This window comes from Enterobacter sp. BRE11 (assembly GCF_031844285.1).
GTDB lineage: Bacteria > Pseudomonadota > Gammaproteobacteria > Enterobacterales > Enterobacteriaceae > Pantoea.
In genome coordinates this window covers 190893-203260 of record NZ_JAUZUX010000011.1, presented here as the reverse complement: position 1 = coordinate 203260, position 12368 = coordinate 190893, and the positions used below count along the sequence as shown (strand labels likewise).

13 protein-coding genes are annotated in these 12368 nt (G+C 56.5%); 7 read left to right on the top strand and 6 right to left on the bottom strand.

What is annotated here, in order from left to right; genetic code table 11:
• Positions 1-1129: hypothetical protein (locus Q9R34_RS13960; protein WP_485894428.1), on the bottom strand; the 1129-nt coding region annotated here is incomplete at its 3' end.
• A gap of 96 nt (positions 1130-1225) precedes the next feature.
• Between Q9R34_RS13960 and Q9R34_RS13955 the strand changes: the two genes are divergently transcribed.
• Positions 1226-1729: a GNAT family N-acetyltransferase gene (locus Q9R34_RS13955; protein ID WP_485894426.1), complete on the top strand. Its 504-nt coding sequence runs from the start codon at positions 1226-1228 to the stop codon at positions 1727-1729.
• Here Q9R34_RS13955 and Q9R34_RS13950 read toward each other — a convergent pair.
• From Q9R34_RS13950 to rraB, 4 genes are all read right to left on the bottom strand, one after another.
• Positions 1724-2509, bottom strand: coding sequence for a histidine phosphatase family protein (locus tag Q9R34_RS13950; protein WP_434124331.1), 786 nt, complete (start codon positions 2507-2509; stop codon positions 1724-1726). The genes Q9R34_RS13955 and Q9R34_RS13950 overlap by 6 nt on opposite strands.
• A gap of 10 nt (positions 2510-2519) precedes the next feature.
• Entirely contained in the window at positions 2520-3851 is a 1332-nt protein-coding gene (locus Q9R34_RS13945) for an OprD family outer membrane porin (RefSeq protein ID WP_485894423.1), read from the bottom strand.
• A 406-nt stretch (positions 3852-4257) separates the two neighbouring features.
• A complete protein-coding gene (gene miaE, locus Q9R34_RS13940) occupies positions 4258-5025 on the bottom strand; it encodes a tRNA isopentenyl-2-thiomethyl-A-37 hydroxylase MiaE (RefSeq protein WP_434124327.1) in 768 nt (255 codons plus the stop codon).
• A 56-nt stretch (positions 5026-5081) separates the two neighbouring features.
• A complete protein-coding gene (gene rraB, locus Q9R34_RS13935; protein WP_048781961.1) occupies positions 5082-5510 on the bottom strand; it encodes a ribonuclease E inhibitor RraB in 429 nt (142 codons plus the stop codon).
• A gap of 163 nt (positions 5511-5673) precedes the next feature.
• Here rraB and argF point away from each other — a divergent pair, with 163 nt between their 5' ends.
• The 6 genes from argF (at position 5674) to nrdG (ending at position 11602) form a co-directional block, all read left to right on the top strand.
• Positions 5674-6681 (top strand): ornithine carbamoyltransferase, encoded by a 1008-nt coding sequence (gene argF / locus Q9R34_RS13930; protein ID WP_485894420.1) that lies wholly within the window; start codon positions 5674-5676, stop codon positions 6679-6681.
• Between the two features lie 235 nt (positions 6682-6916).
• A complete protein-coding gene (pyrB, locus tag Q9R34_RS13925) occupies positions 6917-7852 on the top strand; it encodes an aspartate carbamoyltransferase (protein WP_434124324.1) in 936 nt (311 codons plus the stop codon).
• Positions 7853-7864: 12 nt separating this feature from the next.
• Positions 7865-8329 (top strand): aspartate carbamoyltransferase regulatory subunit, encoded by a 465-nt coding sequence (pyrI, locus tag Q9R34_RS13920; protein WP_033749334.1) that lies wholly within the window; start codon positions 7865-7867, stop codon positions 8327-8329.
• Between the two features lie 82 nt (positions 8330-8411).
• On the top strand, positions 8412-8798 hold the full coding sequence (gene ridA, locus Q9R34_RS13915; RefSeq protein WP_434124322.1) for a 2-iminobutanoate/2-iminopropanoate deaminase: 387 nt from the start codon (positions 8412-8414) through the stop codon (positions 8796-8798).
• Positions 8799-8987: 189 nt separating this feature from the next.
• Positions 8988-11126, top strand: a complete 2139-nt coding sequence (nrdD, locus tag Q9R34_RS13910; RefSeq protein ID WP_485894417.1) for an anaerobic ribonucleoside-triphosphate reductase — start codon at positions 8988-8990, stop codon at positions 11124-11126.
• Complete coding sequence (gene nrdG, locus Q9R34_RS13905; protein ID WP_434124319.1) at positions 11123-11602, top strand: anaerobic ribonucleoside-triphosphate reductase-activating protein; 480 nt, start codon at positions 11123-11125, stop codon at positions 11600-11602. Before nrdD ends, nrdG begins: the two co-directional genes overlap by 4 nt.
• On the opposite strand, the gene Q9R34_RS13900 is transcribed toward nrdG, so the two are convergent.
• Positions 11599-12225 carry an NAD-dependent epimerase/dehydratase family protein gene (locus Q9R34_RS13900; RefSeq protein ID WP_485894415.1) on the bottom strand — a complete coding sequence of 209 codons (627 nt, stop codon included), beginning with the start codon at positions 12223-12225 and terminating at the stop codon, positions 11599-11601. The genes nrdG and Q9R34_RS13900 overlap by 4 nt on opposite strands.
• Between the last annotated feature and the right edge of the window lie 143 nt (positions 12226-12368).

The following is a 12368-nucleotide window of genomic DNA, read 5'->3' as shown; positions in this document are numbered from 1 at the left end:
CAAGTTTAGACTCCTGGTCGGTTTTCCAGAGTAAACCATTATGCTCCAGAGCCTTTTGCCTTAATGCTTTCAACGATGAAGGACACACAAGCAAGACATCGCCATTGGAAAAGACTTCGATTCCTTTAACAAGGCGGATATTACCCTCATCCCATTTCCGCGATTCCCCCCACCGATCTTCGGGAAAATAGTATGCAGGGAATTGTTCTGCGTTAAAGGCAAAAACCTTTGTTTGCCAGGAAGACATTCCGACCAACTCGATTCCTCGCTGGTTGATCTGAATAAGTAGCGCGGAAAAAACACCAAAAACAACAATAAGCACGGCTGGCGCCAATGCCAGCGTTGGATTGACAGGCTGCACCTGAGAAGGCTTTATTTTAAAAACACCAATAAGCGCCGGCATAAAAAGAAGAATGTACAACACGACAACAATAGCATATTGCACCAACAAACTTTCGCCAGAAAAATATATCTTTGAGCCAGTCAGGATATAAAGCGGCACAATTGAAAAAAAGGCAATTAGCAGTGACAAAAAGCAGTAAAAGATGTTTATTATCGCTGCACTGGCCTTGAACCTCTCCCATCTAAACCAGATTGATAAAGCACGATCCATTTTATTTTTACGCTCATGCATACGCTGCAATCGAACAATAAAACCTCTCAGGTATCTTTGCCTTTTATTATTAATCATGAAGTTACAGAGCACATGGCTAACAAGCGCTGTAAAAGAAGTAATATACAACAACTCCATGTTTATTTTTTCTTTCAGGAAAAGCACTGTCACCGCAGTGATGACTGCCACTAAAGCAGTTGCAGCAGCACATCCTTCGTTATAATAAACGTTAAGCCGTTCCCTGAGACTTCGTTTCTTTTTGTCCTTAATGGGACTTTTTAGCCCCGTTAAAGCACAAAGCGCAGATGGCATAACAAACATAAAAGATGTCGCGACAAAAAACACCAGAGAACATATTAATATCGCCAGGCTTCCTGCAACATTGCCGATAATAAAGGGAAAGAAATCTACGCGGCCGATCCACTGGAAATAAGCCCATACGTTTATAAACCCCATGACAATAAAAAGAACAGATAAGTTTTTATAGTTTTTAAATAACCAGCGTAATGCTGCCATTCTATGCCTCCCTGCATTATCAGTTATATTGCTTTTCCCTGACGATAATGCTATTTCTGGTGAATGTCTAACCGATTTTAACCACGCTATTTCGCCATGATCCCTGATACTCAGCCGTCACTTAAGCTGCGCCCTATCAGCGCCGCCGACAATCCCCATATCGCCCAGGTTATCCGCACCGTCTCGGCAGAGTTCGGCCTGACCGCCGACAAAGGCTATACCGTGGCCGATCCGCAGCTCGACAGCCTGTATGAACTCTACAGCGCCGAGCACAGCGCCTACTGGATTGTGGAGCATCAGGGGAAAGTGGCAGGCGGCGGCGGCATCGCCCCACTCGCCTGCAGCGCGCCCGATATCTGCGAGCTGCAGAAAATGTATTTTCTGCCGGAAGTACGCGGTTTCGGCGTGGCGCGCGAGCTGGCGCTGCGCGCGATGGAGCATGCGCGCCAGCGCGGCTTCCGCCGCTGCTACCTGGAAACCACCGGCAGCCTGACGCGCGCCATTAAGCTCTATGAGTCGCTGGGCTTTGCGCGCATCGACGATGCGCTCGGCTGCACCGGACACGGCGACTGCGAAGTGCGCATGCTGCGTAGGTTATAGGCCGCGCTCAACGTAACTCATGTCATTGACCGACTCGATTAGGAACGTTCCGCTATCGTTATAGCGCAGCCGGGTAATGCTGACGTTCTTCAGCGGCTGATTTAGCGACGTATCGCCGAGCGCTTGCAACAGCGTCGCGATGGCCATGCCATGGGTAACAACTAACACATTGCCGCCGCCCTGCCGCTGAGCCTGCTGCGCAATGTTGGTCATACTGTCGAGCATGCGTTTCGCTACCTGTTGATAGCTTTCCGCTTCTCCTGCGGATTTAATGCCTTTCAGAGACGGCGTGCCGGACGCTTCCGCTTGATGGATAGCATCAATAACCCCGCCCATATGGATTTTGCCAGCGCTATAGGCGCTTAGCAGCGCCGCGCCCGAAGCGTAACCTGCCTGGTGGGCCGCGCCATTTAGCATGTTCTCATCCAGATCGCCTTCATAAAGCCCAAAACAGACTTCGCGTAAGCCTTTATGCTCTTTTAGCGGTAGCGGCGTTTTCCATTGCTTCATAACAAGCTGCGCGGTTTCTCGTGCCCTGCCCGCATCGCTGGACCAGACCGCGACAAAATCGATCGATTTTAAGCCTCTTCCCAGTTTCTCCGCTACCGCCGCGCCGGCCGGCGTGAGCGGCGTATCCGCCCACCCCTGTGCGCGATGCACGGTATTGAACATCGTTTTCCCGTGTCTGGTCACGTAGAGTATGACATCAGCAGCGCAGGCTTCGCCCAGGCTGATACCGACCAGAATGAAAAGCAGTAGCGCCCTCGCTGTTTTTCTCATGTTTCTCTCCTTAACGTAACAGATTAAATTTATACTCAATTGCGATCTCGCCAGAAAGGTTGTGAGAGCGCATATATTTTCCATGCGCATCAAGAAGCGGCGTCTCTTTATTGTTTTTATAAGACCAGCCGTAACCAAAAAGCGTAAATACTGAAAGATTTTTAAGTGAAGGAACAGGTTCAACAACGCGGTTGATGAACGAAACTTCGCCCGTACGCACACGGTTATTGCGATAGCCAAACTGGCCGTAGTTAATTTGCACGCCGCTGTAAACGCCTTTGAATATTTCATATTGCGTGAATGAGACCAGCGCCAGCTCTTTATCACGGGTGTAATCCTTGCCAGCAGAGGTTAGCGAAATAAAACGACCGCGGGTATTTTTGGTTAACGGCCGAGCGTAATAGCCTGTGGCATCCTTTTTGGATGCCGACGTCCACGCTGCAGCGAATTTCTGCGTCCAGTCACCCTGCCTCCATTCCGCCTCGCCCAAATAGTGCCAGGCATGCTCGTCAAACGATCTTTTGCTGGCAGACATGCGTTTGTATTTTTCCAGTCCCTGACTGCCGTAAATTTGCGATGAAAAGCGCAGGTGCGGAGAAAGGGCATAGCTGGCTTCGATAACGTGACGTCGCTGATACGCTTCCGCTTCGCCAAAAGCGTAGGCGAGCCGTCCGCGCTCGCCTTTATAGCTCAATGCGCCAGTATAAATTGCTGCTATTCGCTGGTTGTCCTGCGTTTGCAGCGCAAGACTGTGAGGAGAGTCATGGCGAATGCCTTTGGTGACATACGCCATATCAAGCCGGATATCCAGCCAGTTCAGCGCGCCGCTGTAGCCGAAATAGCTGTTGCGCGACAGGCGGTCAGTGGTAGTCAACACGCCGACATTTTTCAGTTCCTGCCAGCCTGCTTTCGCCTCGACCCCACGCTTTTTATCTCCCTGCTTTATTTTCAGATAGCGCTGACCAAACTTGCTAAAGCCGTGGGCGTCGGCTTTCCGCCTGTCACCGCCGCTGTCATAGAGCAATCCACGCGTCGCAAAATAGTCGCTGGCAGCAAGCCTTATCGCCCGCGTATAGGTAGCATCGAAGCCCAGCCAGCCCCCCAGGTAGCCAGAACGGAAATCCAGGCTTGCCGCCTGCCCCCAGGCGTTATGGACGGCAGTAGGCTGCGCTTCGTTTTCTTTGAGATATTTCCACTGATTGCGCAGCCTCAAATCGAGCTGGGAATCGCGCATAAGGCTATTTTCTGAGACAGAAAAGGGCGCCTGATTATTATTCGCCTGCAACAGCGACGATTGTAAAAACAATGGAATCATTAATAAGAAATACTCTTTCCTTTTCATTTTTTGCTCCATCCCTTAAAGGCTTATCAGCAAATTCGGCAGTCTGGACAAAGGCGATAAAAATTAACACCGCCGTGCCAGATGCAAAAAAAAACCCAACCCACAGCGCCTCTATTACGAGAGCCATGAATCAGGTTTTGCTTGAAAATAACAACCCTAAATCAGCAGGAGAAATATACTCGCTTAAAAAAGAAAAAAACAAAAAAAGCGCCTGCTCTGTGAATCGCTGCACAAAATAAGCGCTATTTAAAAAAAGAAACAGGCATTTTTATCGGAAAATGTAAACCGTTCGTTTTAATGGCAAATGAAAATACAGATTAAATAAAAGGGCTAAAAATTGTTATCACACTTACTTTCATCTCAGAAGGCGCCGCGGATAAACGGCGCCCTAAAAAAGCGCCGTTGCTTAACTCTTCCATGCGGGCACGCCGCTGTGAAAGCGCAGCTCCGCGTCCGGCTCGCTAATCAGCTTCGCCTCCGCTTCGCCAATCGCCCGCACGCGCGGCGCGATATCCTTCGGCGAGATCTGCGCCGCCAGGGCTAAATAGTCCTGATAGTGGCGCGCTTCAGAACGCAGCAGCGAGATGTAGAACTTCTCCAGCTCCGCATCCAGCCAGGGCGCCAGGCTGGCGAAACGCTCGCAGGAGCGCGCCTCGATATAGGCGCCGCAGATCAGCTTGTCCACCAGCGTGTCGGGCTCGTGCGTGGTGATCTCCCGCAGCAGCCCTTTGGCGTAGCGGCTGGAGGTGATCTTTTTATAGGGCAAGCCGCGCGCCTGCATAATCTCCCATACCTGATAGAAGTGGTGCAGCTCCTCTTTAATCAGCAGCACCATCTTCTCCACCAGATCGTCCGCCCAGGGCAGCTCGTTGCGCACGATGATGCTTTTAGAGAGGCTTTTATGCGCCTGAATAAACTGGCTGTCGGGCTGCTCGCGGAAAATAAAATCTTCGTAGGGCTTCAGCCAGGCGAGGATCGCCTCGCCGCTCGGCTTGTCGGCGACATATTTGCGGATCAGCCAGGTGGCGGTCTGTGCCGCTTTCAGTTCGCAAACCAGATGGTCGGTCAGCAGCAGCGTCAGGTTTTCCGGTTTGCGCGCCTCGTCAATCCAGGCTTGCGGCGTGCGGCAGAGTAAAAAATGATAGATGGGCTCAAGCAGCGGTGCGTAGTTCATGTCGGTTCAAAAGGCAGGATGCGGGAAGGCGGAGCGCGCGGCTCCGCCAGGGGAAATCAGTGGCGCACGCCGGTATCTTCGTCACCGTCGATAATGTCGCCATCTTCGTCGTCATCTTCATCTTCGGCGTCGGGATCTTCGAAGTAGGTGCCCCAGCCGTCGTAGTCGACGTTGTATTTGCCCACCAGATTGACCAGCTGCTCAACCTGCGCGTCGATCAGCTCTGGCTTCAGCGCCGACTCGCTGAGGATATCGACGCACATCACCGTGGTGCCGTCCTCCAGCTCCAGCTCTTCGGGCTCGGTCACTTCATAACCCAGCTTGAACGCGTCGACGGCCGCTTTTTCCAGCGAGTCGAAGTTGTTGCAGGAGAGATGATGTTCAATGGTATAGAGCGCATCCGGATCGCTGCCGTCTTCCAGCAGCTCATCAATGATCAGGCGTGTCTCTTCACGCTGCTCTTCCAGCAATGCTTCATATGCCATGGCAAATTCCCCTCAGTGTTCGGCAATAAACAACTATTTTCCCACACTGCCCGGCGCGCCACTACTCAAAACGGAAAGTTTCTTTACGCTGGGGTTGAAAATGAATATTCATACGTTTAGATTGAATTTTCATTCAATCAGAATGGCTGTACTGGAGCCCGTTATGAGTCACCTTTTTCAACGCCACTTCCTTCGGCTGCTCGATTTTAGCCCGGCCGATATCACCTCCCTGCTCGACCTCGCCGCTGAATTAAAACGCGCTAAAAAAAACGGTAGCGAAACCCCGCGCCTGAAGGGCAAAAACATCGCGCTCATCTTCGAAAAAGACTCGACCCGTACCCGATGCTCTTTCGAAGTTGCCGCATATGACCAGGGCGCCCGTGTCACTTATCTCGGCCCGAGCGGCAGCCAGATCGGCCACAAAGAGTCGATGAAAGATACCGCCCGCGTGCTGGGCCGCATGTATGACGGCATCCAGTACCGCGGCTACGGCCAGGCGCTGGTGGAGACGCTGGCGGAATTCGCCGGCGTGCCGGTGTGGAACGGCCTTACCACGGAATTCCACCCTACCCAGCTGCTGGCAGATCTGCTCACTATGCAGGAGCATCTGCCGGGCAAGGCGCTGAGCGAAATGACGCTGGTCTATGTCGGCGACGCCCGCAATAACATGGGCAACAGCATGCTGGAGGCGGCGGCGGTAACCGGCCTGGATCTGCGCCTGGTGGCGCCGAAAGCGTGCTGGCCGGAAGCCGATCTGGTTGAAACCTGCCGCCAGGCAGCGCAGCAAACCGGCGGCAGCATCACCCTGACCGAGGATATCGCCGCAGGCGTCAGGGGCGCGGACTTTATCTATACCGACGTCTGGGTGTCGATGGGCGAGGCGAAAGCGGTATGGGAAGAGCGTATCGCGCTGCTGCGCAACTATCAGGTCAATCAGGCGATGCTGCAGCTGACCGGCAACCCGCAGGTGAAGTTCCTGCACTGTCTGCCGGCGTTTCATGACGATCAGACCACGCTGGGCCGTCAGATGGCCGAGCAGTACGGGCTGCACGACGGCATGGAGGTGAGCAACGAGGTTTTCGAATCGGAGCACAGCATCGTGTTCGACCAGGCGGAAAATCGTATGCACACCATTAAAGCGGTCATGGTGGCGACGCTGAGCCAGGCATAGCCGCTCAGCCAGCCGCTCCGCAAACGTTTTCCCTTGATGCAAAACGCCGGACGGGTATAATGCGCCCCAATTTGCCGGAGGAAGCATGCAACAGCGCAGCGCACACATTCACGCGACATCACGCCTGAACGCAGGCGGCGCCCCTGTTTTTTCCGTCATCAACCCGATCGTAAAAATAGCCCCTTAATCAGGGGCTTTTTTTTGTCCGCAATTCGGCAGCGCAGAGAGGCGAACTATGGCTAACCCGTTATATCGCAAACATATTATTTCTATTAACGATCTCAGCCGCGACGAACTGGAGCTGGTGCTGCACACCGCCGCGCAGCTGAAAGCCAATCCGCAGCCGGAGCGGCTGAAGCACAAGGTGATCGCCAGCTGCTTCTTTGAAGCCTCGACGCGCACGCGCCTGTCGTTTGAAACGGCAATCCACCGGCTGGGCGCATCAGTGGTGGGTTTCGCCGACGGCAGCAACACCTCGCTCGGCAAAAAGGGCGAAACCCTGGCGGATACGATTTCCGTTATCGGCACCTACGTTGACGCCATCGTGATGCGTCATCCGCAAGAGGGCGCGGCGCGGCTTGCCACGGAATTTTCCGGCGGCGTACCGATCCTTAATGCCGGAGATGGCGCTAATCAGCATCCTACCCAGACGCTGCTGGATCTTTTTACCATTCGCGAAACCCAGAGCCGCCTGGACAACCTGAGCATCGCCATGGTCGGCGACCTGAAATATGGCCGCACGGTGCACTCCCTGACGCAGGCGCTGGCGAAGTTCGACGGTAACCGCTTCTACTTTATCGCGCCCGACGCGCTGGCGATGCCCGCCTATATCACCGATACGCTGGACGAGCGCGGCATCGTCTGGTCGCGCCACGACAGCATCGAAGCGGTGATCCCGCACGCCGATATTCTCTATATGACCCGCGTGCAGAAAGAGCGTCTCGACCCGTCGGAATACGCTAACGTCAAGGCGCAGTTTATTCTGCGCGCGGCGGATCTGGCTGGCGCGCGCGACAACATGAAAGTGCTGCATCCGCTGCCGCGCGTTGACGAGATCGCCACCGACGTGGATAAAACGCCCTACGCCTGGTATTTCCAGCAGGCGGGCAACGGCATCTTCGCGCGTCAGGCTCTGCTGGCGCTGGTACTCAACAGCGAACAGGATCTGTAAGGAGACATCGCCATGACACATGACAATAAACTGCAGGTAGAAGCGATCAAGCGCGGCACGGTCATTGACCATATTCCGGCGCAGGTCGGTTTTAAGCTGCTGTCGCTGTTTCGCCTCACCGAAACCGACCAGCGCATCACCATTGGCCTTAATCTCCCCTCGGGCGAGCTGGGCCGCAAAGATCTGATCAAGATCGAGAACACCTTCCTCACCGAGGATCAGATCAACCAGCTGGCGGTTTATGCGCCGCACGCCACGGTAAACCGCATCGACGACTATGAAGTGGTGGCGAAAATCGCGCCGACGCTGCCGGAGCGCATTGAGCGCGTGCTGACCTGCCCCAACGGCAACTGCATCAGCCGCAGCGAGCCGGTCTTCTCCAGCTTTGCGGTGAAAAAGCGTGACGCAGAGGTGCTGCTGACCTGCAAATATTGCGAGAAAGCCTTTGCGCACCACGTGGTGCTCGGTCACTGGTAATCGATCTGCTCGTCCCTATAATGGGGCGATGTTTCTCACCAGCGGCGGCCTGCTGCCGCTGCGTCACCCTTAAGGAGCAAGTATGTCTCGCGAAATCAGTACGGAAAAAGCGCCAGCGGCGATCGGTCCCTATGTGCAGGGCGTGGATCTGGGCAGCATGATCATCACTTCTGGCCAGATCCCGGTGGATCCGGCGACCGGCACGGTGCCAGACGCGATCGACGCCCAGGCGCGTCAGTCGCTGGAAAATGTGAAAGCGATCGTCGAAGCGGCTGGCCTGCAGGTCGGCGACATCGTGAAAACCACGGTTTTCGTTAAAGACCTTAACGACTTCGCGACCGTCAACGCCACCTATGAAGCCTTCTTCACCGAGCATAAGGCCAGCTTCCCGGCGCGCTCCTGCGTGGAAGTGGCGCGTCTGCCGAAAGACGTGAAGATCGAGATCGAAGCGATCGCCCTGCGCCGCTAAGGATCTGCTGCGCGCTGCGCCCGCGGCGCGCCTCCCCTCTCCCTCCGTTTGCTCCTCTGCCTGGCTTTGCGCCACGACCCGAACTTCTTTGTTTCAGGTCAAAACCGTAGCGATTATATTCTCCTGACATCCATATATAGTGGTTAAAATCCTTCAGGACACAACATGTAGCGAATGAAGGGGGAAAGTATGGCAAAGGTGGTGGTGAAGCGCGACGGCTGTCGCTCAGCGTTTGACGCGGCGCGAATCGAGGCGGCGGTCGCTGCTGCGGCGCGCGCGGCGCAGGTTGAGGATGCATCCTGGTGCGCGACGGTAGCGCAACGCGTTAGCGAAAAGCTGGCCGATCATGCTGAAGTGGATATCCGCGATATTCAGTTCGCGGTCGAAGAGACGCTGATGAGCGGCCCCTGGCCCCAGCTGGCGCGCGCCTATATCGAATATCGGCACGATCGCGACGTGGCGCGCGAGCAGCGCGGCAAGCTGCACCACGCCATTCGCGGTCTGGTCGATCAGACCAACGCCGCGCTGCTGAACGAAAACGCCAATAAAGACAGCAAGGTGATCCCGACGCAGCGCGACCTGCTGGCGGGCATCGTGGCGAAACACTATGCGCAGCAGCAGCTGCTGCCGCGCGACGTGGTCCAGGCGCACGAGCGCGGCGAGATCCACTATCACGATCTCGACTACTCCCCTTTCTTTCCCATGTTCAACTGTATGCTGATCGATCTCAAAGGCATGCTCACCAACGGCTTTAAGATGGGCAACGCCGAGATCGAGCCGCCGAAGTCGATCGCCACCGCCACGGCGGTCACCGCGCAAATTATCGCGCAGGTCGCCAGCCATATTTACGGTGGCACCACCATCAACCGCATCGACGAGGTGCTGGCGCCCTTTGTCGAGCTGAGCATGGAAAAGCATCGCGCTATCGCCGCCGAATGGCAGATTGCCGACGTCGAAGCCTACGCGCGGGCACGCACCGAGAAAGAGTGCTACGACGCCTTTCAGTCGCTGGAGTACGAGGTCAACACGCTGCACACCGCCAACGGCCAGACGCCGTTCGTCACCTTCGGCTTCGGGCTAGGCACCAGCTGGGCGGCGCGGCTTATCCAGCAGTCGATCCTGCGCAACCGTATTGCCGGGCTGGGCAAAAACCACAAAACCGCCGTCTTTCCCAAACTGGTGTTCGCGATTCGCGAAGGGCTCAATCGCCGTCCGGGCGATATCAACTACGATATCAAACAGCTGGCGCTGGAGTGCGCCAGCAAGCGCATGTATCCCGACATTCTTAACTACGACCAGGTAGTAAAAGTTACCGGCTCCTTTAAAACGCCGATGGGCTGCCGCAGCTTTCTCGGCGTCTATGAGGAAGACGGCGTCGAAATTCACGACGGCCGCAACAATCTGGGCGTCATCAGCCTCAATCTGCCGCGCATCGCGCTGGAGGCACAAGGCGACGAGGCGCGCTTCTGGAGGCTGCTCGACGAGCGGCTGGCGCTGGCGAAGCGCGCGCTGATGACCCGTATCGCCCGCCTGGAAAAAACCAAAGCGCGCGTGGCGCCGATCCTCTACATGGAGGGCGCCTGCGGCGTACGGCTCAACGCCGATGACGAGGTGGGGCCGATTTTCCGCAACGGGCGCGCCTCGCTGTCGCTGGGCTATATCGGCCTGCATGAAACCCTGAACGCGCTGAGCGGCGGCGCGCGCCATCCCTATGACGATCCCGCGCTGCGCGCCAAAGGAATCGAGATTGTCTCGCGCCTGCGCGCCGCAACCGACGCCTGGAAAGCGGAAACCGGCTACGGCTTCAGCCTCTACAGCACCCCGAGCGAAAACCTCTGCGACCGCTTCTGCCGCCTCGACGCCGCGCAGTTTGGCGTGGTGCCTGGCGTCACCGATAAAGGCTACTACACCAACAGCTTCCACCTCGACGTGGAGAAGAAGGTCAACCCTTACGACAAGATCGACTTTGAAGCGCCCTACCCGCCGCTGGCGAACGGCGGCTTCATCTGTTACGGCGAATACCCCAACGTGCAGCGTAACCTCAAGGCGCTCGAGGATGTCTGGGACTACAGCTACCATCGCGTGCCCTATTACGGCACCAATACGCCGATCGACGAATGCTATGAGTGCGGCTTTACCGGCGAGTTCAGCTGCACCAGCCGCGGCTTTACCTGCCCGAACTGTGGCAACCACGATCCGGCGCGCGTGTCGGTAACGCGCCGCGTCTGCGGCTATCTCGGCAGCCCCGATGCGCGCCCGTTCAACGCCGGCAAGCAGGAGGAGGTGCAGCGACGCGTTAAACATCTGGAGAGCGGACCGCTGGGATGATGCATTTTCATCGCTACTACGATGTCGATATCGTTAACGGCCCCGGCACGCGCTGCACGCTGTTCGTGGCTGGCTGCGAGCATCAGTGCCGCGGTTGCTATAACCAGAGCACCTGGCGGCTCGACTCCGGCACGCCTTTCACCCTGGATCACGAAGAGCGCCTGATCGCCGATCTGCAGGACAGGCGCATTCGGCGCCAGGGACTGTCGCTGAGCGGCGGCGATCCGCTGCATCCGCACAATGTGCCGCATATCCGTCGGCTGGTGAAACGGGTGCGCGCCGAGTGTCCTGGAAAAGATATCTGGCTCTGGACCGGCTATCAGCGCGCCGGGCTCAGCTGCGCCCAGCGCGAGGTGCTGAGCTATATCGACGTGCTGATTGACGGGCGCTTCAATGAGGCGGAAAAAGATGCGACGCTGCTGTGGCGCGGCAGCCGCAACCAGATTATCTGGGACCTGAGCAAAGAGCGCGGCTAACGCGGGATTTGCCCCGACTCAATAATCTCGACGCGGTCGCCGCCTGGCTGAAAGGCGCAGGCGTGCATGCATTTCGCCACCGCCAGCGCAGAAACCGAACGCCAGTTACCGGGCAGCATGCTGAACAGCGGCGCCATCAGGCTTTCGCCGGTACGTTTGCGCGTGCGCTCGCCCAGCAGCAGCGAAGGCCGCACCAGCGTCAGACGTGGCCAGCCCTGATGACGCAGCGCCGTCTCCATCTCGCCTTTGACCCGGTTATAGAAAAAGGGTGAATGACGGTTCGCGCCGTGCGCGCTGACCGCCACCATCTGCTTCGCCCCCAGCCGCAGCCCGTTCAGGCCGGTATCCACCACCAGCGTATAGTCGACGTGCAGAAACGCCGCTTTGCTGCCCGCCTCTTTGCGCGTGGTGCCGAGGCAGCAAAATACGCTGTCGATAGCGACGTTGAGTGGGCGCAGCACGTCGGTCAGGTCCGCCTCCACCAGATTGACCACCTTATTCATCGACGGCAGCGGACGGCGCGTCGGCGCGATGATTTCGTCAACGCGCGCATCCGCCACCAGCAGGCGCAGCAGATGCGCGCCCACCAGGCCCGTCGCGCCGGTTACCAATACACGATGCATCTCGCCTCCCGCTAACCTGTTGCTATTACTCTGAAATATAGTCAGCTTTTACCGCACGGCTTGCATTTTCAGCATAAACAACCAGGCTTAACCTGTTCATCAGGAGAGCGCATCGTGCGCAAACCATCATGAGGAGGGGAAAA